Source organism: Haloferax sulfurifontis ATCC BAA-897, assembly GCF_000337835.1.
GTDB classification, from domain to species: domain Archaea; phylum Halobacteriota; class Halobacteria; order Halobacteriales; family Haloferacaceae; genus Haloferax; species Haloferax denitrificans.
In genome coordinates this window covers 199613-226556 of sequence record NZ_AOLM01000004.1, presented here as the reverse complement: position 1 = coordinate 226556, position 26944 = coordinate 199613, and the positions used below count along the sequence as shown (strand labels likewise).

Below are 26944 nucleotides of genomic sequence, written 5' to 3'. Positions count from 1 at the left end.
CGACGCTCTCCCACAGATTCATCGGCCTCCGAACCCACCACACATCCATTCGTGACCGACGCAATACCGGATTCGACACGCCCTCGTCGCCCGCCGAGTAGCCGACCACGCCCGCCCGCGGAGGCGAGTCGCTGATGGACGGCGCGCCCGACGCCTTCGGCTCGCCGTACCGCCTGCTTTCCGGGGCTGTGGTGCCCCGCCCCATCGCGTGGGTGAGCACCCGCGGCGACGACGCCGACAACCTCGCCCCGTACAGTTTCTCCACCGTCGCCAGCGTCGACCCGCCGGTCGTCGTCTTCGCGCCGGTCGGCCGCGGACCGTCGCTGAAGGACACGCCGCGAAACGCCATCTCGCGCGGCGAGTTCGTCGTCAACGTGGTCACCCGCGACCTCGTGGAAGCGATGAACGAGACCGCCGCGACGGTCCCCTCGGGCGTCGACGAGTTCGACCACGCCGGCATCGAGAAGGCCGAGGCCGTCCGCGTCGACGCCCCGCGCGTCGCCGACGCCAAAGTCGCCTTCGAGTGCACCCTCTACGACAGCATGGAGGTCGGTTCGTCGACGCTCGTCCTCGGCGAGGTCGTCCACGCGCACGTCGCCGACGAGGTGCTGACCGACGGCAAACTCGACACGACGAAACTCGACGCGGTCGGCCGACTCGCGGGCAGTGAGTACGCGACGACCGACGACCGGTTCGAGCTCGTTCGCCCGGACTAGCGCGTTCCGACGAGACAGCTCCCGCGGCCCGTCCGTTATCACAAATTGATAATGGGGCGCGAAGGTTTATCGCGGGATACGCGTTCTGTCTGAACAATGAGCGACGTGTCGTTGTCGAGCGTGCTCTCGTTTCTCGATACTGACGACGCGGCGACGGTCGTCGAGCGGGTCCGCGCGGCCCGCGGGGAGCGGACGAAACGGAGCGTCCGCGACGGGCGGACGTTCCTGTTTGCGGCCCCGGACGGGGAGTCACAACCGGCCGAAGTCGTCTGGATAGACGTCGAAGCCGCGTTCGACGCCCGGAGCGTCGAGGCGTTCGCCGAGCGCTGTGACGACCGCGGCGTCTACGGGACGCTCCTGACGACCGGCGACGAAGAGCGGGCCGCGGAGACGCTCGCGCTCGCGTTCGCCACCGACGAACAGCTCGACGAGCCCGACGAGGACGGCGACCGCGCGCTCCTCGTCGACCCCGACGAGGTCGAACGCCCCATCGACCTCGTGGCGCTTTCCGACCTCGTGGACGCGCTCGAAGACGCCGGCCTCGACGACGACATCATCGACGAGTATCACGAGCCGCACGAACCGGAGTTCGAGGAGATTCTCGACGAGATAGACGCGGAAGAAGCCCGCGCCGCGGCCGAGGCCGACGCCGCGTCGGATACCGGTTCCGGCCGCGCGCTCGCGCTCCTCGTCGCGGCCGTCGTCGTGGTGGCGGTCGTCGCCGCGCTCGTCCTGTTCGGGCCGCTCTGAACGGCGCTCGGGACCAGTCACTCATTCTGTCTCGCTCGCGACCCATCTCACCCGCGAGCGCGCCGCTCTGCGAGTCGCTCGATTCTGCGAAGCGCGACCGCACAGACGGCGGCGTACGGCCCCGCGAACACGGGGACTTCGAACGCCACCGCACACCGGTCGGGTCCGACCGGCTCCACGCGATGCCCCGTCGCGGGAACGCCGGCCACGCGCCACGTCCACCGACGGGCCTCGTCGTCGCACGTCTCGATGCCGAACGGGACCCAGACGCCGGCGACGCGGACCTCGCCGCGGTCCCCCGCCTCGATTCGCCCGTCGACGCCGCGGACGCCCGACACGCTCGGTCCCCAGTCGGGCCAGTCGGCGACCGACACCAGCACGTCCCACGCCGCCGTCTCGGGAGCCGAAACCCGCCGCGAGACGACCAGACGCCGCCCGTCAGGCGTTCGCTCCACGCGCGTTCGGGTCCGACTCGACGCGCCCCTCATACGACCTAGTATGCTAATAAGTCGTAATATAACATCGCCGAAATCTTTATCCGCGAACCGTGGTAGCAACTACCAAGGCAACACATGAGCAACACAAGTGACCGCCCGAAGACGATGCGAGACGTCAGCCACACGCCGCCGACAGGCGAAAGCGTCACGAACGTCTGGGAGCGAGGACACGAATCCGAGTCCACAGAGTAGGCGGGCGGACTCGGCCGACGCGACGAACAGCAAACGAACCACCCGCATCGAATTCGACCGACCAATCGAACCGTAACGAACCACCCGCACCGTAACGAACCACCCGCACCGTAACGAACCACCCGCATCGAACCCGACCACCAGCCAACTACTCGACGCCAACCAAACAACGCAATCACGATACAGCCACACACGAGACGGTTACCCGCGTAACCGAATTACCCGCGTAACCGAACGACCGACTGCATCGAACTCGACTGTCTCCCGCTGGAGAGGGAGAACGTGCCACCTTCCTGCGCACCGATTGCGACCGACCCGCGCCGGCCGTCCCGCCGGCGCGCACTCGATTTCCGACCGATTCTTTCCGTGAGCCGCCGGAGCCGACGCCTATCGGGACGTTTAACCCCGAGTCCGACGGGCGTTCGAACATGAAGGCCACCGCCAAGGCCCACCCAATTCAGGGCCTCGTGAAGTATCACGGGATGCGAGACACCGAGCGCCGAATGCCGTATCACGACAGCATCAGCGTCTGTACGGCCCCGAGCCACACGAAGACGACCGTCGAGTTCCTCCGCGACGCCGACGAGGACGTCTACGTCATCGGCGGCGAGGAAGTCGAGGGCCGCGGCGCGGAGCGCATCCAAGCCGTCGTCGACCGGGTCCGCGAGCTGGCCGACTTCGACCACCGCGTCCGACTGGAGAGCGAGAACTCCTTCCCCTCGAACATCGGCTTCGGCTCGTCGGCGTCCGGGTTCGCCGCGGCCGCGATGGCGCTCGCCGAGGCGGCCGGTCTCGACATGACGCGCCCCGAGATATCGACCATCGCCCGCCGCGGGTCGGCGTCCGCCGCCCGCGCCGTCACGGGCGCGGTCTCGCACCTCTACTCGGGCATGAACGACACCGACTGCCGCTCCGAGCGCATCGAGACCGACCTCGAAGACGACCTGCGCATCGTCGCCGCGCACGTCCCCGCCTACAAGGAGACCGAGCAGGCCCACGCCGAGGCCGAAGACAGCCACATGTTCCAGGCGCGGATGGCCCACATCCACGCCCAGATAGACGACATGCGCGACGCGCTGTACGACGCCGACTTCGACGCCGCCTTCGAACTCGCCGAACACGACTCGCTGTCGCTCGCGGCGACGACGATGACCGGCCCCGCCGGCTGGGTCTACTGGCAACCGCGCACCATCGCCGTCTTCAACGCCGTCCGCAAGCTCCGGAACGAGGAGGACGTCCCGGTCTACTTCTCGACCGACACCGGCGCGAGCGTCTACGTCAACACGACCGAGGAGCACGTCGACCGCGTCGAGGAGGTCGTCGCCGACTGCGGCGTCGAGACCGACGTGTGGGGCGTCGGCGGCCCCGCCGAGGTGCTCGACGAGTCCGAAGCGCTGTTCTGAGTTCTCTCGCGCGCGCCGGCGACCGGCACCCGCCGTCACCCTCTTTTCTCTCGCGCCCTACCCGTCAGTCATGCGTGTCCTGGTTCTCGGTGCCGGGTACGCGGGCCTCACGCTCGCCCGCGACCTCGAACGCCGACTCCCCGCCGACGCCGACCTGACCGTGGTGAACGACTCGCCGCATCACCTCGTCCAACACGAAGTCCACCGCGCGATTCGGCGGCCGGCGGTCGCCGACGCGATTCAGGTCCCCCTCGACGAGGCGCTCGACCGCGCCGAGGTCGTCGTCGACCGCGTGACGGGCGTCGACCGCGACGCGCGGACCGTCGAACTGGACGACGGCGACGCCCTCGACTACGACTACTGCGCGGTCTGTCTGGGCGCTGAGACCGCCTACTACGACATCCCCGGCCTCGAATCGCACTCGGTCCCGCTGAAGCGCGTCGCGGACGCCGAAACCGTCCGCAAGCGCTTTTTCGACGACTGCGACGAGGGCGGGACCGTCGTCGTCGGCGGCGCGGGGCTGTCGGGCGTGCAGGTCGCGGGCGAACTCGCCGCGCTCCGCGACGAGGAGGGCGCGCACGCCGATGTCGTCCTCGTCGAGCAACTGGACGCCGTCGCGCCGTCGTTCGACGAGTCGTTCCAGCGGGCGGTCCGCGACGAACTCCTCGACAGGGGCGTCGAGATTCGGACCGAGACGACCGTCGAGTCGGTGACCGACGCGACCGTCCAGACCGACACCGGCGACGTCGACTACGACCTGCTCGTCTGGACCGGCGGCATCGCCGGCGACGACGCGATGGGCGGCGAGCGACCTCCCGTCAGGGCGGACCTCCGACTCGACGGGCGGACGTTCGTCGTCGGCGACGCGGCCCGCGCCGTCGACGCCGACGGCGAGCCCGTGCCGGCGAGCGCCTCCGCGGCGCTCCGCGAGGCGAAAACCGTCGCCGGCAACATCGCCGCACAGGTCGAGTTCGAGGCCGACGCCGGCGAGAACGAGTTCGCCCCGCGGCCCGAGCCCTACCGCTTCGAGGTGCCCGGCTGGATCGTCTCGGTCGGCGACGGCGCGGTCGCGCAGGTCGGCCCGAGCATCTTCCGCGGGAAGGCCGCCAAGGCGATGAAAGCCACCGTCGGGGCGGGCCACCTCACCTCCGTCGGGGCGGTTTCGCGCGCGGTCGACCTCGTCGACGAGGAACTGCACGCCTGACGGGTCGCGGGGGAAAACCGCTCCGCGGTTCGGCGGCCTACCCCTGAGAAGTTCTTTATCGGATGCCGGAGTATCTCCAGCTATCACCGACGATACCGGGCACGACCGCCGAGACTTCGCGTCTGTGGGCACTCCGCGAGACGTGACCGCCGAGCGAGGTGTTCGATGAACTGGCAGCACACGGCCTACGCCTACCCGATGGTCTTCGCGGCGGTCGTCGCCGCCGTCCTCTCGGCGTACGCGGTCCGGTTCGTCCGCCGTCGCGGGCGAAACCCGACTGTCGTCTCGTTCGCCGTGCTGACGGCCGCCGTCTCCTTCTGGACCGCGACGACGGCGGTCAAACTGCTCCTCGTCGACCCCGGCGCGAAACTGTTCGCGTACAAGCTCCTCCACGTCGGCGCGATGACGGCCGCGCCGACGTTCTTCGTCTTCGCCCTCGCGTACACCGGCCGCCGGGAACTGCTCGACCGCTACGTCGTCGCGTCGCTGTACGTCGTCCCGGCGGTGTTCCTCGTCGTCCTCTTTACCAACCCGCTGGAGCTGGGCTACACCGGCTGGCAGTTGTCGACCGTCGACGGCGTGACGACGCTCTCCGTCACCGACGGCCCGGTGAGCGTGTTCGGCCTCGTCTACGGCTTCGTGCTTCTGTTCCTCGGGCTCGGCGTCATCGGCCAGTACGCCCTCGAACTCGACCGCCCCTACCGGACACAGGCGACGCTCCTCCTCGTCGGGATGGTCGTGCCGTCGGTCGTCGCCGCGCTCGAACTCACCGACACCGCGCCGCTCGCCGGCGGCGTCAACCTCATCCCCGCCTCGCTCGCGGTCCCCTCGGTGACGTTCGGCAACGCCGTCTACCGCTACCGGCTCCTCGACATCCTCCCGCTCGCCTACGCGACCGCCGGCGCGCACTCGGCCGACGGGCTCGTCGTCCTCGACGCCGACGAAGTCGTCGTCCACGTCAACGACCACGTCCGCCCGCTTTTGGGAACCGACGGCCCGCTCCTCGGCCGCCCGGCGAGCGAGGCCGTCCCGAACTACGGCGACCTCGCCGGCGACCCCCCGACGTGCGACGTGCTCGTCGAGGGGGGGCGCTACGTCGAACTGACGCGCATCCCGCTCGACCGGGCGGGCGACCCGCTCGGCTGGGTCGTCTCCGTCCGGGACGTGACGCCGCGGAAACGCTACGAACTCGCCTTGGAGTCGAGAAACGACGAGCTGGAGGTGCTCAACCGAATCGTCCGCCACGACATCAGAAACGACATGCAACTCGTGACGGCGTACATCGACATCGTCCTCGAACACGAACCGCTGTCGGACGAGGCGCGGAGCCAGTTGGAGACCGCGCTCCGGCGGGCGCTCAACACCGTGGACCTCACCGACGTGCTCGGACAGCTGATGCGCGCGACGAACGACGACGAGCGCCGCCGCGCCCTCGACGTCGGCGACGCGGTCCGCGAGGCCGTCGAAGACGTGCGCGAGGGCTATCCGAACGCGGCGTTCACGGTCGATGACCTCCCGCCGGCAACGGTGTTCGCCAACGACCTGCTCGACTCCGTGTTCGTGAACGTCCTGAAGAACGCGGTCGTCCACAGCGACCGCGACCACCCGTCGATTTCCGTCTCGGGCGCGGCGGACGGCGAGCGCGTCACCGTCCGCATCGCCGACGACGGCCCGGGCATCTCCGACGAACGGAAATCGGTCGTCTTCGGGAAGGGCGCGAAAGGGTTAGAGAGCCCCGGCACCGGAACGGGACTGTACCTCGTCGAGACCATCGTCACCAACTTCGGCGGCACCGTGCATATCGAGGACAACGAACCCCGGGGGAGCGTCTTCGTCATCGAACTCCCGCTCGCGGCCGTCGAGGCCGCCGACTGAGCTGACCCGTTTGACCCGTTCGGCCCGCCCGACCCGCCGAATCCCCGCCCGCCGAGTCAACTCGACGCACGTTTTTCTCGGTGTCACAACCGTTATCGCCCGCGTTTGTGACTAACAACCATGGACTATTCGCTCACGGACGAACAGCGGGCCATCCGCGAGGAGGTCCGGCGGTTCGCCGAAAACGAGATTGCGCCCGTCGCGGTCGAGTACGACGAGGCGGAGGCGTACCCCGCCGACGTCGTCCGCAAGGCGGCGGAGATGGGACTGACGGGGGCGCACTTCCCCGTCGAGTACGGCGGCGTCGGCTACACGTCGCTGGAGAACGCCATCGTCACCGAGGAGCTGTTCGCGGTCGACCCCGGTATCGGACTCTGCATCACGAGCGCCGGCTTCGGCGCGGAGGCCATCATCAGCTTCGGCACCGACGACCAGAAAGAGCGCTTCCTGCCGCCGATTACGGACGGCGAATCCGTCATGGGCGCGGCCATCAGCGAGCCGCAGGCGGGCTCCGACGTGACCTCGGTGCGCACCCGCGCCGAGAAGGACGGCGACGAGTGGGTGATAAACGGCAGTAAGATGTGGATAACGAACGGGAGCGTCGGCGACTACTTCGTCGTCATGTGCCGGACCGACCCCGACGCGGACGACCGCTACGCGGGCTTCTCGCAGATTATCGTCGAGGCCGACCGCGACGGCTTCGCCGCGGAGAAGATAACCGGGAAGATGGGCATCCGCGCCAGCGACACGGCCGAACTCGTCTTCGACGACGTGCGCGTGCCCGCGGAGAACCTCGTCGGCACCGAGGGGATGGGCTTCCTCCAGCTCATGCAGTTTTTCGACGAGACGCGGACCGCGGTGGCCGCGCAGGCGGTCGGCATCGCCAAGGGAGCCTGCGAGCGGGCGCTCGACTACGCCAGAGAGCGCGAGCAGTTCGGCCGTTCCATCGGCGACTTCCAGGCGATTCAGCACAAGCTCGCGGAGATGCACACCGCGACCGAAGCCGCCCGGCAGTTGACCTACAAGTCGGCGTGGAGCGTCGACAACGACGAGGGCCAACTGACCACGCTCGCGTCGATGGCGAAGGAGTTCGCCTCGAACGTCGCCACCGACGTGGCCGACGAGGCCGTCCAGATTCACGGCGGGGCCGGCTTCGTCAACGACCACGACGTCGAACGGCTCTACCGCGACGCGAAAATCACGCAGATTTACGAGGGGACCACGGAGGTTCAGAAGAACATCATCGCCCGCGAACTGCTCGGCAAGGGCTTCTGAGGCGGGGCTGAGACCCCCCGCGACTCGCGGGACTTCGCCGCCGCGGTCGGCGTCGACCGTGGATGAGGTTTTACCGCCGCCGCCCCAAGAGCGAGCGTGGCACCGTTCGACGCGATTCTCTTCGACCTCGACAACACGCTCTGTACGAACGACCAGAGCGGCGAAACCGTCTACGCCGGCGCGTTCGACGCCGCCGGTCTCGACCGCTTCGGCGAGCCGTCGGACCTCTGGGCCTCGCTCGACGGCCCGCCGGACCACGACGACCACGAGGGTTACCTCGCCGACGGCTTCGAGCGCGTCGCCGCGAAACACGACCGCAAGGGGGTCGACGTCCGGGCGCTGGCCCGCGGGTTCGTCGAGACGGTCGACCACTCGGCCGTCTCGTTCAGACCGGGAGCCGAGGCCGCGCTCGCCGCCGCCCGCGAGCACGCGTCGGTCGGCCTCGTCACCAACGGCCCCGAACGTCGGCAGTCTATCAAACTCGACGCGCTCGGCATCGCCGACGCGTTCGACTCGGTCGTCTTCGCGGGCGACATGCCGCGGCGAAAGCCTCACCCCGACCCGTTCGACCGGGCGCTCGAAGCCCTCGACGTCCGGGCGGACGCGAGCCTCCACGTCGGCGACTCGCTCGAGTTCGACGTGGACGGTGCCCACCGCGCCGGCCTCGACGCCGCGTGGTGCCCGGTCGAAACGGACGGTAAACGCGACCCGGACCCGACCTCCTACGCTCCGGCGTACGTCCTCCGGTCGCTCGCCGACTTCCCGGCGATTCTCGACGGCGGACCGTGACTCGGCTCACGCGGCGTCGGCGTCGCCACCGACCGCCCGTGAACCGTCCGCTGGACCTTTGTTCGCGTCGCCCGAGAGTGGGTCCATGAACCCCGTCGCGACCGTGCTCGCCCGCGAATTCCCGGAGCGACGCGTCGCGAGGACGGCCCGCGTCCCGAAGGGGAACCACAAGCGGACCGCGGTCGCGACGTTCGCCGACGGCGGGGAAGTCGTCGTCCAGACGGCGACCGACGCCGCGGCGCTCGCCCTCGAAGCCGCCCTCTCGCGGGCGGTCCGCGAGCGCACGACGATTCCGGTCCCCCGCGTCCTCGCGTCGGGCGCGCTCGACGGGGTCGGCTACGTCGTCGCAGAGCGCGCGCCCCGGGCGACGAACTCCACGAGCGGTTCGTCTCGCTCGACACGGCGGCTCAGCGACGCGTCGCTCGGTCGTTCGGCGTCGGCCTCGGCCAGCTCCACGAACAGTTCACCTTCGACGGCTACGGTCGGCTCGTGGGCCCTGCTCGCGGCGGACAGCGAGCCGACGGGGGCGACGCGGCCGCGGGCGGTGCCGCGTTCGAATCGGAAACGGCGACCGACAAGGGATTCGACGCCGCGAGCGCCGACGACAGCGATTGGGAGACGTGGTTCGCCGCCTACGCCCGCGAGGGAATCGCCGCGCTCCCGCCCGCGTTCGACGGGCTTCGAGAGCGGTTGGAGGAGGCCGTCGCGGCCGCCTCGCTCCCGGCGAACCCGCCGTCACACCTCTACCCGTGGGACTTCAGACCGGGGAACGCGCTCGTCGCCGACGGCCGCGTGACCGCCGTGCTCGACTGGGGCCAACCGATGGCCGCCGCGCCCGGACTCGCCGTCGCCAAGGTCGAACACCTCGTCGCCGACTGGTACGTCGAAGACGGCGCGCCGCTCCGCCGGGCGTTCCGCGCGGGCTACGAGTCGGTCCGGCCGCTTCCGGCGGTCCCGCGCGCCTATCGGGTCGCCGCAGTCGTCCGCTCGTCCGTCGATTCGGCGGGCGAAGTGACCCGTCCCGGCTACCCCGAGCGGACCGGGACGGCCGCGGTGGACTTCCACCGAGCGCGACTCGACGCGCTGTTGTGACCTCGCGTGGAGTCGCTCGGGGCGTCGCCGCCCGGCCGAAGCCGCGCGGTGACGCTCGGCGACACCAACTACTAATTCGGAGTGCGTGGTATAGCCACGCATGGTACGAGAAGACGGCAAGCGAAACTTCGTTCTCGTCGAAGACGGCGAGGAGACGAGCGTGTTCAGCGGAACGTATCCCCGGCAGGCGGCGCTGAAGGCCGCCCGCCGGCTCCACCCCGCCCCCAGCCCCGACGACATCGACGGGAAGGCGACGCTCAGGCTCCGCGAGCGCGGGACCGACCGCGTCCACATCTACGAGGGGTGGGCGTGGACCGAGGCGAAAGACGACGACGCCCCCGAGTGGATGGACGACTACGTCACCCGGGCGAACGTCTCGAAGCGGGGCATCGAGCACCTCGAAGCGTAAGCCGGGGGTTCAGCGGGTTCGTGGAGACCCGGGGTCGGTCTTCGGTTTTCTTTTGGGTCGCGTGTCGCGCGCTTCGCACGTCAAGCGGCGAGTCGCCGGCTCAGTCGCCGGCCTGCGCCGCCTCGCCGTGACCGCCGCGGCCCTCGTTTCCGACCGACTCCGAGCGGTGGAGCCAGTAGAGGACGCCGAACAGGGCCGTTGCGAACACGTTCAACACGAGTTTGTAGTCGGCCTCGATGCTCACCTCGGCGATTTGAACGCTCTCGGGCGACGGGATGAGCCCCGCGCCGAGGAAGACGAAATGGATGACGACGCCCGTCAGGACCGCCGACACGAATATCATCCCGGAGAGGACGGCCGCGAACGTCGTCCCGTAGTACTCGCGGTAGGCGTCCATGATGGGCGGGACGATGAGGTCGGCGTAGATGTGGCTCAGGACGCTCCCGAACGGCAGGCCGTTCGAAAAGAGGACCGCCCCGAACGGGACGTTCCCGACCGAGCAGACGAAGGTGGCGACGCCGATGACCGCCCCGAGGACCGCGGTCCAGAAGACGTACACCGGGAGCCCGAACGTCGGCCCCGAGAACACCGAGGTCCACACCGACTCGGGGATGAAGCCGGCGATGAGGCCGGCGAAGACGAAGCCGATGGCGATTTCGTCCCAGAGCATCCCCCACTCCTTCCACTGCTTGTCGGCGAGCGCCTTCCACCCCGACAGCGACGTGGCCCGCTCGCGGACCGTCGTGTTCGCCGCCTCGGGGTCGAAGCTCTCCTTGCACGACTTCGAGCAGAAGTAGAACGTCCGCCCGTCGTGTTCGACGCTGTACTCCGTCTCGTCGGGGTCGACTTCCATCCCGCAGACGGGGTCGCGGACGGTCTCCGAACCCTCGACTTGGACGTTCCGTCGAGCCTGTTCGACCACCTCGTCGGGCACGACGTAGACGAGGCCGAACGCCATCAGCCCGATAAGGATGAACCCGCCGAGGACGTCGGCCACGAGGAACTGCCAGCCGAGCAGAATCCAGATGACCGCGCCGATTTCGATGACGAGGTTGGTCGAGGCGAACATGAACGCCCCGAGGGTCGCCGCCGCGGAGCCGCCCTTCTTGAACAGGTTCTTCGCGGTGGCGATGGCGCTGTAGGAACACGACGAGGAGACGAAGCCGAACAGCGAGCCGTAGCCGATTTCCCGCGGGCCGTGGCCCGCCAGTAGCTCCGAGACCTCCTCGCCGGAGGTCCACGCCTCCACGCCGCCGGCGATGGCGAAGCCGACGACGAGCGCCCACCACGTCACCCACGCCATGGCCGCGGTGGTCGAAAGCGCCTCTCGGGTGCTCTCTACGAGGAACGTCCCGAGTGGTTGTGTGGTCGTGAACACGCCGAGTCCGACCGTCGCGAGTGCGATGACCGTGAGTATCGCGTATTCGGTCCGGTCCATGTGGGTGTGTATGAGGTGAGCCGTACCTAACTCGGTTGTGCCTAGAAGAATCGGGGTTTCGGCGCGGCGCGAGTTCGGATTGTAAAACCCCAAGGGGGAGTGAGCTCAGAACGTGAGCCGGTGCGTTCGGCTTGAGCCGTCGCTCGTCGCGAGGTTCCTCGCAAAATCATGGGCGCTGCAGGCATCGGTTCGCCTCTCGAACACGAGAGTTTCAACCGGCCTCAGTCGTCCCCTGAGCGATACTTCCTCAACAGACACAGCGCCAAGCCCGTTCGTTCTCTCATCCCGGGCCAGTCGATTGTCGGTGACCGGTTCGCTACCCGACTGGAATCCATGTCACTGGAACCAATCGACCCAGAGACGGCACTCGAACTGTACCTCGCAGACAGAGAGAACGAACTGACCGAAGCGACGATTTACTCCCATCGGTCTCGACTCGGCCACTTCGTTCGCTGGTGCGACGAACAAAGTATCGACAATCTCAACGAACTCACCGGTCGCCAACTTCACCGCTACCGACTGTGGCGGCGCGACGAGGGCGACCTCTCACTCGCTTCGGAGAAGACGCAGATGGACACCCTCCGAGTCTTCATCCGGTGGTTAGAGCAGGTGGATGGAGCTGAACAGGACCTGAGCACGAAGGTTCGCTCTCCGTCACTGACGCCAGAACAGAACACTCGGGACGTCATGCTCGACTCGGAGCAGGCCACGAAGGTGCTGGCCTACCTCGAAAAGTACCAGTACGCAACGTTGGGCCACGTCACAATCGCCTTACTGTGGCACACGATGATGCGCGTTGGAGCCGCACACGCGTTGGATCTCGACGACTACCACCCAGACGAGCAGTACCTCGACGTGTGTCACCGCCCGGATCAGGGAACGGCGATTAAGAACAAGGAGGACGGGGAGCGACTCGTGGCGCTTTCTGACCAGCTCTGTGACCTCCTCGATGACTGGATCGCCGACAAGCGCCCGGACGTAACGGACGACCAGGGACGCAAGCCGTTACTCGCGTCGTGCCAAGGTCGGGCACACCGAACCACGCTCCGAGGATACTGTTATCGGGCGACTCGGCCGTGTGAATACGGTGACGAGTGTCCACACGACCGCGATCCCGAGGAATGTGAGGCGACTGATCGAGACGCTGCGTTCAGTTGTCCGTCGAGTGTGAGCCCACACGCGATTCGTCGTGGGAGCATCACGCACTCGCTCAACAGCGAAATTCCTGAAAACGCCGTGTCGGACCGGGCGAATGTCTCGAAAGCCGTGTTGGAACAGCACTACGACCGCCGGACAAAGCGCGAAAAGATGGAGCAACGGCGAGGCTACTTGGATAACCTCTAACGGGCAGCACTACTCCGCTGTCCAGTAGGTCAGACGATCTCGTCTATTAACTCGAATCCATCTTTGAATTGGACGCGGTCTTCGAAGCCATTCGCTGTGAGTGCAGCGACGACACCCTTCCCTGCGTCAGTATCTGTCGTCACGACGGCGACGAACTCCGCATCGTTGTTGCTCAACCGTTCGACGGCAACGGCCCCGAGTGCGGTATCCGCTTTCTCGATCTGATCCTCGTCACGATTCGAGGAGGTAGCGATATACGACCGAACATCGTCCATCACACGAGACACCGTGCTGTCCGTATAGTCTGGTTCGTCGGCAACCGCTACCCACCCAGCGTCTATGGCGCTGTTGATCGGCGTCTGACCAGGCGTACTGCGGTCAGGTGCGCCGCCGAGTTCGTCGTAGACGCGCTGTGGGATCACGAACGTGATGTCGTTCCGGCGCGCGAATCGTTCGAGAGCAGTGTACTTGTTGTTCTGCTGGCGGCCGCACGCGATGAACAGCCCAGAATCAGCGATCCACGTAACAGATCCATCGACGTCGTCGAACGGCACGCTCCCGTCCGCCATCCATCACTCCTCCGTCGCTGGCGGGTGCTCGCGCGCGTCCCGAATGTTCTCGAAGTACGGATCCACAGTCTCCATATCGCGTACTACGTCCCGGAGCGCCTGTAGCACGGCGACGCCGAACGCGTACTGAAGATCGAGCTCACGAGCAGCAACACGCTCCGACATGTTTCCGTTCACGTATGGAATCGCGTAGGTGAGCGCGGCGGCCAGTTTGCCGAGCCCGTACTTCTCGATGAGGTGATCGAGATCCTGGTCGTGGGGGGAACGACCGAATGCAGCAACAAGCGTCGGGGTGACCGTGTACTCGTCACCATCGAGAGTCGCCGTGAGCGTGATCGGAACCGCCGAATACGTGTGCGTTTTCTGGTCGTCGTCCCGAGTCAGGACACCGAGTTCAACGAGCGTACCTGTATCCGAGTACGCGGTCGTCCGCGGCATCTCCAACTTGCTGGTAATATCGTCAATCGTGACTTCACCTTCCCGAAGTACGAACGTGTAGAGGCGCGCCAGCCGTGGCTCCTCTAGAAGCTGGGCGACCGACAGAAGCCCATTGACCGCCCGCTCGGGTCCCTCAGTGGCCTTCGACATACAATACATAATTCGTGTATTGAGTAATAACGCTTGGGATGCAGGGGTAGCTATGGAGGGTTTCTGGAGTTATAATCGGCAGACGAACCGTATTTATGAGATTGCAATAATTGAGGGGTATGCCGATTCCTCTTGCTGAAATTAGAAAACTGTCTCAAAACGAATTGGTTGAACTTGTCGCCGATCTCTGGGAGGTACGTCCTGGCTGGCGGACAATAGTCGTTGAGCCCGGTGACAAGCTTGACTTAGAAATTAAGGATGATCCAATTGAGGTCGTTGTACCTCAGAATGAGGACTCACAGCATCCGGATGTGGATGTTCCTGTGCATATTCTAGCTATCCAGGAGGATCCCTACGTCGAGCTCGAATTCATACATGTACGTCAAACCAATGGAGTGGACGTGATTGAGGACGCTCACTTGAATCGGTTCAAGCAAGCATCAAACGGCTATAGAGTGAGGAAATCGGTTATCGTGACTACGGGAGCAGGCCCGGATCGGACAGTCGATGAGCAGTTATACAGCGGGCATCGACTCGTTGAAGGTGCAGATTTGTGCAATCTGATCGATCAGTACACGGAATACGGGTTCGATTATGATGTATATCCCTGATGACGTAGCGTTCGACAGGATCAATTGGTGGAATGAGGTAGCTCCACTCAAAGTATCCAGACACCGTATTATTTCGAGGGGTGCTGAAGCGTCCTACTATGCTTGATTCCACTGATGCTGGCGACCTTTCCGCGGTCCGTGACCACACACGTGAACTGATTGAGTCTGCCTCTGACGTCGATGGGCCCGTACTCATAGAAGCGCCCCCGAATAGCGGCAAAACAACGAACGCGATTAGGCTAGCTCTGGAAGCAGAGAAGCCTGTCACGTATCTCGCGCGTCGAATCGATCTGTACGAACAAGCAGAGCAAAAGGCAGAGGAATATGATGACCTCCGATATGAGCGAATTCCCGCCCCTCAACGTGATTGTGAGACGTTTCTTGGCGACAACGATGGCTCTGCCGCAGCAGTCCAGCGGCTCTACGAAAAGGGGTATTCGGGACGGAGAATACACCTGGAGTTCCAGGACTACGCTCCGTGCGGTATGGACTGCGACTACATCGACACCCTAGAAACGATTGATGAGGAGATTGAGTCAATTGACCTCCTCATCGGGCATCACAGCCATTGTACACGACATCAGTATGTTCGAAACCGAATCGTCATCATCGACGAGTTCAATCCTGACCCCTTTCTGCAGCCTTTCCCTGGCGATAACTCGACGGTTATCGACGACCCGGGCGACATCGTTCCGGGGTTCCTCAACGCATTGGACGAAGCTGACACAGGGTTTCCAACTGAGATCTACGGTGACGTCACCGACCTTATTCAACGTCGAGACGGCCCCCAGGGCTGGCAGGAAGCAATCGACTGGTTCCGAGAGAAGGAAGCAAGTCGCCGCTCAGCCCAAAACTTCGATTTCTTAGACCCAACACTTGGTGAGTATGATGATGTCCACGCCTATGCTCCATTTCTAACCCTCAGTTTACTCTGTATGGAACGAATCGGGCCCGGCATCGATCTCGCGCCACCACCCAGTGGCGCTCTTGACGATATTTGGGAAGATGCAGATCTTGGACTCGCAACGAAATGCCTTCGGGACCGGAACAAGGGGAAGATGTACGCTCTGAACCCCCCAGATCTCTCCGCTGCTGCACAAGTAATCGGTCTCGATGGGACCCCGACAATCGAGCTGTGGAACCTGCTGTTCGCGCCAGAGGATGGGTTCGATCACCAGAAAGTCATTGCCCGAGAGGATTTCCCGACGTACCTCCGCTCCGCGATGAATATGTCGCTCATCCAGATTGGTGACGGGTGGCATCCATACGCTGCCGGGAACATTAGCGACTCAGACTCAAACCGGTTTACTGCCGTACAAATACTCGAAGAGGGTCCATTCGCACTGGTTTCAACCAAGCAAGCTCTAGAGCGATATAAGGACAGAGGACTACTGGACACCTTTGTCAAACGAACAGGTAGTAACCAAGACGCTGCCGACACGCGGGTCTCTGTAGAACACCAGGCGCTACACTACGCGACGCTCAAAAGCTCGAATGCCTTCGAGAAGGAATCGTTGGGTGTCGTTGCCGGAATGCCCCATCCTGGTGACGACCTCGTGCAACTCTGGGCAGGATTCTGTGGTGAGGCGGTCAAGGTCACGCGCAGCGACGAGGAGGACGTGGTGAAGTCGTTTGGCGAGCTTGGCAACAAAATCTACGAGTACTTCGCTCATGACCAGGTAGTCCAGGCAATCCTTCGATTTGGACGGGACGAGTCTGTGTACGAAAACGGGGGAGCAACGGTCTACATTAGCACCTACGCGCTCCCAGACTGGTTTGAGGTAGATGCCGAATACAACATCCAGTCGAAGGAGTTAGAGGGGGCGGTTCTCGCAAAGCTATTCGAGATTTACCAGGAAGAGGACGGACACGACTTAGCATTGCGAACGGTCAATCAGATTCATGAGTCGGTTGATGAGGACGACCGGTTAAAAGAGGATCCCAGCAAACGAGGAGTACGGAACGCTCTAGAACGATTAGCATCGAAAGACTACGTGACTGTCCATCCGGATCGAGGGAAATACTCCGCGGACCTTTACGCGTGGAGTGGAGGGGGTGAATTCCTACAAGCAGAGGATGGGACGCCACTTCTTCACGTGGAATCCGATATTCACGTCCTCCAACTTGAAGACGTGTGGGAGTCGTAGCTCCCTTCCAAGTAGTGTGTTACCGCTAACCGTGCTAACTCTTTCTGACCAGCGCATATTTGGCTTACTACCATCGATAAGACAATCTAGGTCTATGATTATTAGTTAGACGAGTGCACTCTCCTGATTTGAACGCCTGGCTCCATAGATCAACAGAAAAATTCCACCCTTCAACCATCGATTGAAATTGCCTTCCAGTTTCAGAATAAGGAGGCTTCTCCGCCCACGAAGTTCACATTCAGGAGTGATCGACTCGGCTCCGCCCGCTTCGTTGCATGTGCGGCCCGCGCTGATCTGCGCGGGCCGCCCCATCGGCGATTATCACACAGATCGATAGTGAAGTCGCCGTTCAGACCGTCGGTGTGCTGATCCACGGAGTCCCTGTCCGCTCTGCGTGTTGCCCAAAGGGCGCAGTGAGGGCAACACAATGCCCAGTACAGGAAATCAAATCCACGAAAGAATCGCTTCTGAAGAACAGCACAATCCTCGAACAGGACATCTCCCCGCTCACGCGCAGCAGCGTTTTCAACCGGTGATCAAGAATCGTCTCAGCCATCGAGGTGACGAGAGATGAGCAGCATCGGCGACGATCCGAACGACCGGCGAGTGAGCTCGGATTCCAATCGGTCGAACGGTACCCGCGCTGATCCCAGATCACACGATCTGAAGCCGATCTCGCCAGCAGAGGCTGTCGAATGGTATCTCCACCGACGTCGCAACGAACTCGCGGCTTCGTCATTGAAGACGCATCGCTCCAGTCTCCGGCACTTCACAAAGTGGACCGAGCAGGTCGGAATCGAGGATCTCAACAACCTTGACGGACGAGCGATCCAGCGCTACCTCACCTGGCGCGCCGAAGAAGCTCCGACTAGTGTCGATCACTTAGCTCCCAAGTCGGAGAAGACACAGATCGACATCACACGGAAGTTCGTCGAGTACTGCGAGACGATAGACGCAGTCCGGGCTGGTCTCCACGAGCAGATTCTTCCGTTCCGTGTCAAGGAAGCTGACGAAGTTCGAGACGAGATGTTGGAGATGGATCGGATCAAGGAGATCCTTGATTACCTTGAGACGTATCACTACGCATCCCGTGACCACATCATCTGGGCGCTGCTCGCTGAATCCGGATTCCGGATTGGAGCGCTTCACTCGCTAGACGTCAGCGACTTCGATCCAGACAACCGGACACTTCGTCTCCGATACCGGCCAGAAACAGAGACGTCGCTCAAGAACGACCGTGGGAGCGAACGACTTGTCGGCCTGATCCGGGACGGCACCGTTGAAGCCCTCCAGGCATACATCGACGACCAGCGCGTCTCAGCTACTGATGAATACGGTCGTGAGCCATTGCTCACAACTCGGAACGGGAGAGTTGCCAGATCAACCATTCGAAAGACCGTATATCGTTGGAGCTGCCCGCAGGCGCTCGGTGATGAGTGCTCTCACGACGACTCGATGACGTCATCTGACGCATGGCGATGCACGAATAACGCCTGTCCACACATGGTGCGAGCTGGCGTTATCACTCACCTTCTCCGAGCGGACGTCCCAGTGGACTACGTCTCGGATCGTTGTGATGTCAGCCCTGCTGTGATTCGGACGCACTACGACGGCCGTAGTGAGTCCGAGCGCATGGAAGCCCGTAGTCGGGCAATTGCAGAGAAGCTCGCTAACTAACCACGATTTTCGGCTCCTCAGAACATGACCGACACCACTGAGTTCCACGACGCGAATAGCATAGATACCGATAGAGATCGGAACGTACTCTCTCCCGGTTCAGAAATCTACTCTCACGAGTATCAGGAGGTAGATCGACGACAGCTCTTGGAGGTTGATGGCATAACAGCGTACGAACTTACACTGGAATGCCAGTCAGAAGACTGCTCCCAGGAAGCAGACCTCATCCTAACAGTGGGGAATTTCCCAGAATCGCCTGAAGAGGTAGACGACCTCATGTACGAGCTATATCGATGGTTCTACGACAATTCAGTGGAGCTACGACCGTACCGGGAAGACGAGTCAGTGTATACTGCGACCTATGCACTGATCGCCGGTACTGAGAAGAGTCGTAGTCTTCTCCGATCTCGTATTGCACTTTTCCTCGCTGCTGACACTGGATATCAGGATGGACAGCACAATCGGGAACGAAAACAGAAAGGAGAACTCCTACGTACCGCGAAAGAACAAACTCGAAGCTCGCTTCAGCATATAGAAGCGGAACAGCACCCGATTCTCGAACGGTTCTATTGAGTTGTCAGCCAGGAACTCTGCGCAGCAATGTTGGAGGAGGATCTCCTCAGTGACGGAAATGCCACTCCTTCCATGAATTGACAGTCGTCTCTTGAAAGTTTCAACTCCAAATTTCGGCCGCAAGGGGTCGCCCAGAGGTGGGCACGTGGAGGCTATCCTCCATGACACACGTCGAAACACAAGAGCGGAGATGCATCGAAATGGAACAACTCATTCTCAAAGAGAAAGCGGCCAAATCTGATCTCGAAATTTCTTTTTTGCGACAATCTCGGGATTATCTGCAGGAGGGCGAAGAACGTCATAGCTGTTCGGCAGCAGAAAGCCCTGACAACGCCAATCTACGATACCACCAAGCCGACCGTCTTGGTGGTGAGCTACTCCTCCTCCTACTGTCTGTAATCAATTGCATACAGTATCACTGTCATCTCGACTGGATCGCCAGCAGCAGCCTTCAGGATGCGAGGGTGTCGGCATGAGCGACGGGAATAGTCGTGTGAGGCTGAATCTCCGTGTCGATGAGGACGTGAAGTGTGCATTCAACGACGAAGTGGAAGCCAAGTTTGGAAAGTGCCGTCCGTATGCAGGTATCGAGCTGGAACGCGAATTCCGGTACTTCCTCGATGAGGGGGAGTTCGCTGAGTTGAACAACGTTGTCGATGACCTCACGGACTCACTTGACGGTTCAGAAGGCAAAGAAAAAATCCGTGAGACAAACCGAAGTAAGACGACCGTCGCTTCTCATCGGATTGCAGAAGATGTCCGTACAGCGCTAATGTCGGCTGCTGAGGACGACTTTCGCTCACCCGGCAAGCTCGTCGAAGCGATCATGTACGGATACGTTACCAACGGTAGCGCAATCGAACGGTTGACACAGAAGCTCAGGGACATTTCGGAGCAATCCAAGCCAGACGTGGATAGCTCGATGGGAGCGAAAGAACGTCGTACAAAAACAATCGCCCATGAACTCGAACAATCTGGGCCGGGAGGATTCACCCTCAAAGAGTTCGATGAAGCAATCGAAGCTGCACAAGGCATCGGAGCGAGTGACTACACCCGGAGGCAGTACCTTCCCCGAGTGCTTGATGAGCTGGATTTCACGTGGCATCCGAGAAATCCGGATCTGTTCATTAGCAGGGAATCATTGGATCTCCCGGAAGTTCGTGATCCGACCAAAAAACCAGTGATGCTGGTGGATAGGGATGACAAGCGGTTAGCAATCAAAATTGCTGCTTACCGCGCTCAGGGTGACTTCAAAGACAAAGCCGCCTTCAGTGTAGACGATGCGGTTGACTTGTTCGAAGGTCGAGTGCGGAAAAATACGGTCCGTCCGTTGATGCGAGAAGTCGCTGAATCATCGCCAGGATACCGATGGGATCGGGATGATTCCCAATTGAAAGTTGATCGGAAGAAGGTTAGGCGTCACTACGATCAGAACACGGAGGTGGTGAAGATAGAACACGAGGAGTCAACACCGGTGGGAAGGGGTGATTAACGAGAGGCAGTTGGCGCGCAGTCCGTGCACCGAAGTCCTCCCTTGATGCTCCGAAGTGGATTCTGGTCAGATAGCTCTCTATTACAAGACGAACATCGTACCGCTTCGGTGATGCCCACGCCGCTGCCATAGCCAGCAGTCACTGTTTGAACAGTCTCGTCTTCTTTTAAATCGATCTCAATTTCGCCTCGTTCGTATTCAACCTGTGTCACCGTGAGAGGAGTAGTTCGGACATCGAGGGCATGTCTCTCGCGGATTTCGCGCTGTCTCTCTGGAAAGCCCTGGTCACGACGTTCGCGTAGATCGCTGAGTTCGGCGTCTATCTCATCGTAGTCTGACTTCAACTCCTTTCGTTGTTTGAGAGCGCGAACACGCTCCTCCTGATCCCCCTCATTGATGGCTTCGTTCAACTCATCAATCTTCGACGACAGGTTCGAGTGTTCTTCTTCTACCTCCTTAATGCGCTGCTGTTGCATCTGACGGTACTCTTCCACTTCCGCATCAGCGGCCCTAGACGCCTCCTCATGGACTTCATCAACTAGTCCTTGTATGCGCTCAAGTAGTTGAGATTGGGCAGGATCAAGAAGGGCGCGTATATCCGACTTCTCTAACTCTAACTGTTTGCTGGTAGTCGGGTTCCCATCCAACGAAGTCAATCGGAGAAACACTTCTTCCAATTTCGGCAAACATTCGTCCGAACGAGTGTCCACAGCAATTGCCCGGAGAAACTCTCTCTGATACTCACTAACCGTTTCAATACTCAATTGGAATAGAAATACTACTGCGGTGCGGTCATAATACGGAGTGAACCTGATTTCCTCTACCTCGACGACGCTATTTTCGAGCCACGCCGGGACCTCCACCTCGGTATCCTCCGTTTCTATCGACAATGTACCCGTCGGACAGCGTTCACCTGCTTCAGAAAGAATCTGCTGGAAAAGCGCACTCTCTGGATGGAGAGGCTCTGCACTCTCCTCTTCAGTAGGGTCATCCGCAGGGACCAGTGTGAGTTCTCCAGATGATAACGCGGTGTCCGCTCCGTCAGGGACTGTGACTTCCCATTTGTCTTCGTGGACATCGATGCCGCACCCAAGAGAACGAAGGTACTGTTCGGTAAATCGTTCAACTGCTGACTGCGTCACAGAGACTGCGGCGTCAGTCATCGCTTTCCCCCAGGTCAAACCCGTCGAAGACACCGCTGTTGAACTCTTCTAGCTTCTCAGCAAGTTCGCGCTGTTCTTGCAAGTCAACGGCCATTGCGTCGAAATCATTCTCCAGATCGATTTCGGAATCAGCATTCACCAGGCGCTCGAATATTTCGTCCTCGAAGCTCGTTCCAGACTCCTCCAGCCGGCTTAGGATCGAACTCAGTTCTCCGACGCTCTGCTGGAAAAGATTGATCTTGTGGTACAAACGTTCCAGTACGTACTCTTCAACGGTATCTTTCAACGCCATATTGAAGATGAATACGTCTCGCTTCTGTCCGATTCGGTGTACACGCCCGATGCGCTGTTCGACGCGCATCGGATTCCACGGCAAATCTAAATTAACCAATATGTTGCAAAATTGTAAGTTTCGCCCTTCGCTCATTGCGTCGGTCGAAACGAGAATTCCCCCTTCCTCTTCGAAGTCTTTGACGATCTGCTCCTTCTCACTGCTGGAGTGTCCACCGTGGAACGCGTGTACTGTGTACCCCTCCAAGGCGAGTCTATCGAGAATCTGCTGTTGAGTTGCTCGGAACTGCGTGAAGACGATGACTCTCCCCATCTCGACGTTTTCGCGTGCTTCTTCGACGATGTCCAGGAGTCGCTCCTGTTTGGTCACTGTATCGATGTTATCGATAAGCTCCAGAATGGACTCCAATTCGTCGGCATGTGTGAGCTCCGACTGGTCGTAGAGTCGCTTCTCGATAGTCTGTTTGAGCGCGACCGGGCTGCTGACAACCTCCTTCTGAAGGAGCATCAGCACGAGCTTCTGGCCTTGATCTTGACTGTACGCACCTTTGACGTAGTCAGAGACTGCCTGGTAGAGTTCGCGTTCCTTCGGGCTGGGATCGAAGGTCCGCGTGTCGATTGTCCGGTCCGTGAAGTCGATATCTGTATCTTCCCGTCGGTTCCGGATCATCACCTTGTTTAGACGATCCTGTAGTTCGCCTCGATTCACCAGCGTCTCCTGATTGCTGTTCACGAAGTAGTGGTGGAAGACGTCGCGTGTGCCGAACAGTCCAGGGCGGAGTAGCGAGACGACGTTGTACAGGTCCGTCAATTCGTTCTGAATCGGCGTCGCCGTCAGGAAGAACGCGTAGTTGTACGAGAGTCGGTCTATCAGGTCATAACGGTCCGTCTCTTCGTTCTTGACGTAGTGAGCCTCGTCGAGTACTAAAACGTCCCAGTCGCGGTTGAGGACGGTCTCACGGTGTCTCTCGCTCTTCGCAGTGTCGATGCTTGCGATGATGTAGTCGTGCGCATCGAAGTCCTCGAACTCGTCGTCGTAGTTGCAGACGAAGTCGAGTCCAAATTTCTCACGGAGTTCCGCCTGCCACTGTTTGGCCAACTGTGCAGGAGTGAGGATGAGGACGGATTCGTCCGTCTGACGGAAGTGCATCTCCTTGAGAATCATCCCGACCTCGATGGTCTTTCCGAGCCCGACCTCGTCAGCAAGGAGTGCTTTTCCGTCCATCTCGAAGAGGGCACGATAGGCCGCGTCCACCTGGTGTTCCAGTAGCTTAACGGAGTTCTCGTCCAACTCCTTCAACGACCGCAGTTCGGAGTCAGGTTGCCCGGCTTGGAGACGGACAGCTTGGATGCTTTGTAGATGGTCTCCATCAGTGCTATCCTCAGACAACGAATCAAGCAAATCGTCAGCAGATCCGTGTGTGACCTCGACATCCACGAGGTCGTATCCGCTCATACGTTCGTAGAAACAGGTGTGCGTGAAATACGTTTTGTGACCGACAATCACGGATCTGCACGCTGTACTGTTGTTGCGTCTCAGACTACGTTCACGGGACCATAGTGTTTATTGGGTGCCACTGAGGTTTGTTTAAGTATCAAGATGGCACAGACGGGATCCTTATCAACCACACTCGAAGATACGGTAACCCTCAGCCGTGAGCTTCGAGAGGAGGGGCAGATCGACGGTCAGGTAAAGCTCTACAACGTTGACGACGACGACGAATTCGAGTCTGATGCGGAGCTTTTCTTCGAGCGGACGCTGATGACGCAGGGCCTTCGAGAGGCCCTTTCGATCCTCCGTGATTCGTTGACTGGTGATGATCCACGTGGGACGCACATTCTCTATGGACCGTACGGCAGTGGGAAGTCGCACCAGATGGTGGCACTGTACCACTGTTTCGATGATCCTGCGGCAGCAGGCAGGTGGGCGGGTGAATCAGTCGAAGGGTTCGACGCCGCGCTTCCGGAGTCGGCGACGCCAATCACGGTAGCGATGCAGAACGAACAGTACGAGTACCTCTGGGAGCCGTTCTTCGAGGCCCTCGATTACGATCCGGGGACGTTCGAGTCGGGTGGATATCCCGATATGCAGACGATTCAGGAGGCCGTCGGCGACGACACGGTCGCGTTCTTCGTGGACGAACTGGAAGACTGGTTCGACACACTGCAGGGCGACCGCAAGAGCGCGAACAAGGCGTTCCTCCAGTCGCTACTCGAATCGACCGCGCTCTCGGACCTCGAACTCTACACCATCGTCTCGGTGCTCCGTGAGGGATCCGAGGTTCACGACATTCTGAATCGAGAACAGGCGGTCGAGGTCAACATGAACAACCAGGTGGACAAGCGGGAAGTCCTTCGTCACCGCCTGATCGACTCTGTGGACGAGAGCGCTGCCCGCGAGATTGTCAACGGGTACTTCGATGCGTACGATCAGGCAGAGGGACACGTCGATTTACCCGACGACCTGCTATCGGAGATGCACGACCTCTATCCGTTCCACCCAGTGCTTCTGGACGCGCTTGAGACGCGCTACTACGCCGATGAGGGGAACCAGAACACGCGGGGGATGATCTACCTCTTTTCTAAAGTCCTCTTGCAAATGCAGGATCAGACAGACCTGATCACTCACGGGGACATCGATGCCATTGAGTTCGAGGACGAGCTGGCGAAGATCAACTACGAACGGCTGAACGCCGCCACGGGTGACATCAAAAGTCGTGTCGACACGGACGAAGTGCCCCACGGTCGTCGCATTCTGAACACGATTCTGCTCTACTCGCTGAAGCCCAGTGAAGGTGAGGGTGCAGAGGTATCGGAGATCGTGATGGGTGCCTACCAGACGGGTGACCTCGTCTCCGACGTCGTTCTCAATCTCGAACGGCTGCACGGCGTCGCGTGGCACCTCCACAAGCTGAACGGAAAGTACGCCATCCGCGACCGGCAGAACCCGAACGCGCTCATCCGGAACGCGGCCGTTGACGTGTCTGAAACGTCGGCGAAGGCAGAGATCGCGGACTTCATCACGGACATCTTCGGATCGAACGCCCACCCCGTCGGATTCCGTACCAACGATATGCGGGACATTCCGGACGACCGGGGGGTGAAGGTCGTCGTGAAGGACAGCCAGTGGACGCAGGAAGAAGTGAAGAAGGTCATCACGAACGACGGTCGTGGACGAGAGTGGCGCAACACGCTCGTGTTCGTCCAGCCCTCGGGCGACAAGGCCATCGAGTCCGGTACACGGTATATTGATAAAGCGCGGTACATCGAGGGTGCGCGACAAGTGCTCGCGGATGAGTCGCTTGATGACGAGATCCGAACGTCGATTCGGAGTATGAAAGAGCAGGAGGAGAACGAACTCCGTGAAGAGCTACAACTCCTGTACGGTGAGGTTCTCGACGGTGACAACCTGTTGGACGACGACGAGTGGGCGAAAGTGGAGCCGATGGACCTCGATGTTTTCGTCCTCGACGACGCCGAACTCGATGCGACGAATATCGGGGATTCAGCGGCTGCTGACCCGTTCGATCTTCAATCACACGTCTGGGACATCGCTGAAGACCTCCTGGATCGACGCGGGGAAATCTCTGTCGAAGACATCTACGAACAGTTCCTCCGTGACCCGGAGTTCCCGATCCCCGGAAGCGCGAACGACGTGTTGAACGCGACAGTCGAAGCGCTCGATGGGAAGCCGGTACTGGCGCGTGACTCGGGCGGGTTCCGTGACGACCTCTCCGGCAGCTCGCTCGACACCGTGCTCGTCCAACAGGAGGACGTGGACGTGTGGGGCGTCGATGATGTTGAACAGGAGCTACGCCAGCGCTTCGGGAGCGGGACGACCGCGCTCGACATCGGTGACTTTGAACTGGAGCTCGTTGAAGACGGCGAGATCTGGATCGACGGCGACAGCCACGACGTCGTGATGCGAGCTATCGGTCGCCTGAACCGCGAGGATCAGTACGTCATCGTGCGCGGCAATGAGATCCTCGACAAGCCGCAGTCCGACGCCACGGTCCGCGATGTCGGGAGCGCGACGGTCATCGGCGCGTCCTCTCTCGTGGACCGAATCGAAGCGCACATCGACGACGACGGCTACGCGAACCTTGACACGATCATCGGCGAAATTCGTGCGGACGAAGCGGTGTTCCTCCCGCCGGACGAGACGGAGTCCGTCGCACGAGAGGCAGTGAACGAGTTCCTCGTAGACGACTACGTGCTGGAGGCCGGAGGTCGTTATCTCGAATCGCTCGGCGACCGCGACCCGACGACGGTGAAGATTGTCCCGACGGTACCGGATCGGATCGGCGACCAGATCCTGGCGTACATCGAGGATTTGGAACCGGGCGACCAGTTCACCGTGAACAAGGTCACCGACCGCTTCGACAGTAGCGTTACCGAGTACATGGTGCGGACGTACTTGCTTGAGAACATCGGGAAGGATGAGGAACCGGAGTACGTGGTCAACACGACCGGCTCGGAGAAAGCGTCCGACTGGGTGCCCGGCTATCCGTTCCGAAAGGCCGATACCGAGGCTGATACCTGGCGCTTCGAGTTCAACGGCGACGACGTCGCCGCGATGCGGAGCAAGTGGCGGAACAACCACCAGACGGGAAACGTCGAATACGGCGACGTCACGTTCATGCTGCCCGAACGAGAGGGTGTTCCCGGTGCTCTTCAGGGAACCGCCGACGTCGAGCGTACGCAGGTCAGCTTGACGTTACGGTCCGAGCAGGATTACACGAAGGTGCAGGATTTGTTCGAGCGGATGCCCGACGAGGCGTCGAGTCTGAAGATCGAGATCAGCTTCCAGAAGTAGTCACAGAAGCGTATCAGACCCAGATTACTCTAC

General features: G+C 61.3%; 21 protein-coding genes and 1 pseudogene. 16 read left to right on the top strand and 6 right to left on the bottom strand.

Going from position 1 to position 26944, the window contains the following annotated elements; translation table 11 throughout:
* Nucleotides 1–134 precede the first annotated feature (134 nt).
* Entirely contained in the window at nucleotides 135–716 is a 582-nt protein-coding gene (locus C441_RS03360; protein ID WP_007273790.1) for a flavin reductase family protein, read from the top strand.
* Between the two features lie 96 nt (nucleotides 717–812).
* On the top strand, nucleotides 813–1466 hold the full coding sequence (locus C441_RS03355; RefSeq protein ID WP_007273789.1) for a hypothetical protein: 654 nt from the start codon (nucleotides 813–815) through the stop codon (nucleotides 1464–1466).
* A 47-nt stretch (nucleotides 1467–1513) separates the two neighbouring features.
* On the opposite strand, the gene C441_RS03350 is transcribed toward C441_RS03355, so the two are convergent.
* Nucleotides 1514–1954 (bottom strand): SRPBCC family protein, encoded by a 441-nt coding sequence (locus tag C441_RS03350; RefSeq protein ID WP_083874859.1) that lies wholly within the window; start codon nucleotides 1952–1954, stop codon nucleotides 1514–1516.
* Nucleotides 1955–2583: 629 nt separating this feature from the next.
* Here C441_RS03350 and mvaD point away from each other — a divergent pair.
* From mvaD to C441_RS03315, 7 genes and pseudogenes are all read left to right on the top strand, one after another.
* On the top strand, nucleotides 2584–3558 hold the full coding sequence (gene mvaD, locus C441_RS03345) for a phosphomevalonate decarboxylase MvaD (RefSeq protein ID WP_007273787.1): 975 nt from the start codon (nucleotides 2584–2586) through the stop codon (nucleotides 3556–3558).
* Between the two features lie 70 nt (nucleotides 3559–3628).
* Nucleotides 3629–4762, top strand: coding sequence for an NAD(P)/FAD-dependent oxidoreductase (locus C441_RS03340; RefSeq protein WP_007273786.1), 1134 nt, complete (start codon nucleotides 3629–3631; stop codon nucleotides 4760–4762).
* A 165-nt stretch (nucleotides 4763–4927) separates the two neighbouring features.
* Nucleotides 4928–6637 (top strand): sensor histidine kinase, encoded by a 1710-nt coding sequence (locus C441_RS03335; protein ID WP_007273785.1) that lies wholly within the window; start codon nucleotides 4928–4930, stop codon nucleotides 6635–6637.
* A gap of 120 nt (nucleotides 6638–6757) precedes the next feature.
* The gene (locus tag C441_RS03330; RefSeq protein WP_007273784.1) at nucleotides 6758–7912 is read left to right on the top strand and encodes an acyl-CoA dehydrogenase family protein; all 1155 of its coding nucleotides are present in this window, start codon (nucleotides 6758–6760) and stop codon (nucleotides 7910–7912) included.
* 96 nt (nucleotides 7913–8008) lie between these two features.
* The gene (locus tag C441_RS03325; RefSeq protein WP_007273783.1) at nucleotides 8009–8701 is read left to right on the top strand and encodes an HAD family hydrolase; all 693 of its coding nucleotides are present in this window, start codon (nucleotides 8009–8011) and stop codon (nucleotides 8699–8701) included.
* 85 nt (nucleotides 8702–8786) lie between these two features.
* A pseudogene (locus C441_RS20560) lies at nucleotides 8787–9793 on the top strand (phosphotransferase).
* A gap of 100 nt (nucleotides 9794–9893) precedes the next feature.
* Complete coding sequence (locus C441_RS03315; protein ID WP_007273780.1) at nucleotides 9894–10202, top strand: non-histone chromosomal MC1 family protein; 309 nt, start codon at nucleotides 9894–9896, stop codon at nucleotides 10200–10202.
* 100 nt (nucleotides 10203–10302) lie between these two features.
* Here C441_RS03315 and C441_RS03310 read toward each other — a convergent pair whose 3' ends face one another.
* Nucleotides 10303–11640 carry a permease gene (locus C441_RS03310; RefSeq protein WP_007273779.1) on the bottom strand — a complete coding sequence of 446 codons (1338 nt, stop codon included), beginning with the start codon at nucleotides 11638–11640 and terminating at the stop codon, nucleotides 10303–10305.
* Nucleotides 11641–11973: 333 nt separating this feature from the next.
* On the opposite strand from C441_RS03310, the gene C441_RS03305 reads away from it, so the two are divergent.
* Complete coding sequence (locus C441_RS03305) at nucleotides 11974–12984, top strand: tyrosine-type recombinase/integrase (RefSeq protein ID WP_049920400.1); 1011 nt, start codon at nucleotides 11974–11976, stop codon at nucleotides 12982–12984.
* A 29-nt stretch (nucleotides 12985–13013) separates the two neighbouring features.
* On the opposite strand, the gene C441_RS03300 is transcribed toward C441_RS03305, so the two are convergent.
* On the bottom strand, nucleotides 13014–13553 hold the full coding sequence (locus C441_RS03300; RefSeq protein ID WP_007273777.1) for a hypothetical protein: 540 nt from the start codon (nucleotides 13551–13553) through the stop codon (nucleotides 13014–13016).
* Nucleotides 13554–13556: 3 nt separating this feature from the next.
* Nucleotides 13557–14141: a DUF7437 domain-containing protein gene (locus C441_RS03295; RefSeq protein WP_007273776.1), complete on the bottom strand. Its 585-nt coding sequence runs from the start codon at nucleotides 14139–14141 to the stop codon at nucleotides 13557–13559.
* 119 nt (nucleotides 14142–14260) lie between these two features.
* Here C441_RS03295 and C441_RS19445 point away from each other — a divergent pair, with 119 nt between their 5' ends.
* The 5 genes from C441_RS19445 to C441_RS03280 all read left to right on the top strand — a co-directional run bounded on the left by C441_RS19445 (nucleotide 14261) and on the right by C441_RS03280 (nucleotide 20641).
* Nucleotides 14261–14752 (top strand): hypothetical protein, encoded by a 492-nt coding sequence (locus C441_RS19445; RefSeq protein ID WP_152420683.1) that lies wholly within the window; start codon nucleotides 14261–14263, stop codon nucleotides 14750–14752.
* Between the two features lie 98 nt (nucleotides 14753–14850).
* Complete coding sequence (locus C441_RS03290) at nucleotides 14851–16899, top strand: hypothetical protein (RefSeq protein WP_007273775.1); 2049 nt, start codon at nucleotides 14851–14853, stop codon at nucleotides 16897–16899.
* A gap of 570 nt (nucleotides 16900–17469) precedes the next feature.
* On the top strand, nucleotides 17470–18576 hold the full coding sequence (locus tag C441_RS03285; protein WP_049920398.1) for a tyrosine-type recombinase/integrase: 1107 nt from the start codon (nucleotides 17470–17472) through the stop codon (nucleotides 18574–18576).
* Between the two features lie 24 nt (nucleotides 18577–18600).
* Complete coding sequence (locus C441_RS18830) at nucleotides 18601–19149, top strand: hypothetical protein (protein ID WP_083874858.1); 549 nt, start codon at nucleotides 18601–18603, stop codon at nucleotides 19147–19149.
* Nucleotides 19150–19621: 472 nt separating this feature from the next.
* Complete coding sequence (locus C441_RS03280; RefSeq protein WP_007273773.1) at nucleotides 19622–20641, top strand: hypothetical protein; 1020 nt, start codon at nucleotides 19622–19624, stop codon at nucleotides 20639–20641.
* Here C441_RS03280 and C441_RS18825 read toward each other — a convergent pair.
* Both C441_RS18825 and C441_RS03270 read right to left on the bottom strand, forming a co-directional pair.
* Entirely contained in the window at nucleotides 20638–21804 is a 1167-nt protein-coding gene (locus C441_RS18825; RefSeq protein WP_083874857.1) for a hypothetical protein, read from the bottom strand. The genes C441_RS03280 and C441_RS18825 overlap by 4 nt on opposite strands.
* Nucleotides 21797–23551: a DEAD/DEAH box helicase gene (locus C441_RS03270; RefSeq protein ID WP_007273771.1), complete on the bottom strand. Its 1755-nt coding sequence runs from the start codon at nucleotides 23549–23551 to the stop codon at nucleotides 21797–21799. Before C441_RS03270 ends, C441_RS18825 begins: the two co-directional genes overlap by 8 nt.
* 144 nt (nucleotides 23552–23695) lie before the next feature.
* Between C441_RS03270 and C441_RS03265 the strand changes: the two genes are divergently transcribed.
* Nucleotides 23696–26911, top strand: a complete 3216-nt coding sequence (locus C441_RS03265; protein ID WP_049920397.1) for a DUF499 domain-containing protein — start codon at nucleotides 23696–23698, stop codon at nucleotides 26909–26911.
* The last annotated feature ends 33 nt before the right edge of the window (nucleotides 26912–26944 follow it).

Excerpts from the sequence above, each read along its gene's own strand:
- C441_RS03360 (WP_007273790.1), top strand. The coding sequence starts at position 135 with ATGGACGGCGCGCCCGACGCCTTCGGCTCGCCGTACCGCCTGCTTTCC.
- C441_RS03355 (WP_007273789.1), top strand. The coding sequence starts at position 813 with ATGAGCGACGTGTCGTTGTCGAGCGTGCTCTCGTTTCTCGATACTGAC.
- C441_RS03350 (WP_083874859.1), bottom strand. The coding sequence starts at position 1,954 with ATGAGGGGCGCGTCGAGTCGGACCCGAACGCGCGTGGAGCGAACGCCT.
- mvaD (WP_007273787.1), top strand. The coding sequence starts at position 2,584 with ATGAAGGCCACCGCCAAGGCCCACCCAATTCAGGGCCTCGTGAAGTAT.
- C441_RS03340 (WP_007273786.1), top strand. The coding sequence starts at position 3,629 with ATGCGTGTCCTGGTTCTCGGTGCCGGGTACGCGGGCCTCACGCTCGCC.
- C441_RS03335 (WP_007273785.1), top strand. The coding sequence starts at position 4,928 with ATGAACTGGCAGCACACGGCCTACGCCTACCCGATGGTCTTCGCGGCG.
- C441_RS03330 (WP_007273784.1), top strand. The coding sequence starts at position 6,758 with ATGGACTATTCGCTCACGGACGAACAGCGGGCCATCCGCGAGGAGGTC.
- C441_RS03315 (WP_007273780.1), top strand. The coding sequence starts at position 9,894 with ATGGTACGAGAAGACGGCAAGCGAAACTTCGTTCTCGTCGAAGACGGC.
- C441_RS03310 (WP_007273779.1), bottom strand. The coding sequence starts at position 11,640 with ATGGACCGGACCGAATACGCGATACTCACGGTCATCGCACTCGCGACG.
- C441_RS03305 (WP_049920400.1), top strand. The coding sequence starts at position 11,974 with ATGTCACTGGAACCAATCGACCCAGAGACGGCACTCGAACTGTACCTC.
- C441_RS03300 (WP_007273777.1), bottom strand. The coding sequence starts at position 13,553 with ATGGCGGACGGGAGCGTGCCGTTCGACGACGTCGATGGATCTGTTACG.
- C441_RS03295 (WP_007273776.1), bottom strand. The coding sequence starts at position 14,141 with ATGTCGAAGGCCACTGAGGGACCCGAGCGGGCGGTCAATGGGCTTCTG.
- C441_RS19445 (WP_152420683.1), top strand. The coding sequence starts at position 14,261 with ATGCCGATTCCTCTTGCTGAAATTAGAAAACTGTCTCAAAACGAATTG.
- C441_RS03290 (WP_007273775.1), top strand. The coding sequence starts at position 14,851 with ATGCTTGATTCCACTGATGCTGGCGACCTTTCCGCGGTCCGTGACCAC.
- C441_RS03285 (WP_049920398.1), top strand. The coding sequence starts at position 17,470 with ATGAGCAGCATCGGCGACGATCCGAACGACCGGCGAGTGAGCTCGGAT.
- C441_RS18830 (WP_083874858.1), top strand. The coding sequence starts at position 18,601 with ATGACCGACACCACTGAGTTCCACGACGCGAATAGCATAGATACCGAT.
- C441_RS03280 (WP_007273773.1), top strand. The coding sequence starts at position 19,622 with ATGAGCGACGGGAATAGTCGTGTGAGGCTGAATCTCCGTGTCGATGAG.
- C441_RS18825 (WP_083874857.1), bottom strand. The coding sequence starts at position 21,804 with ATGACTGACGCCGCAGTCTCTGTGACGCAGTCAGCAGTTGAACGATTT.
- C441_RS03270 (WP_007273771.1), bottom strand. The coding sequence starts at position 23,551 with ATGAGCGGATACGACCTCGTGGATGTCGAGGTCACACACGGATCTGCT.
- C441_RS03265 (WP_049920397.1), top strand. The coding sequence starts at position 23,696 with ATGGCACAGACGGGATCCTTATCAACCACACTCGAAGATACGGTAACC.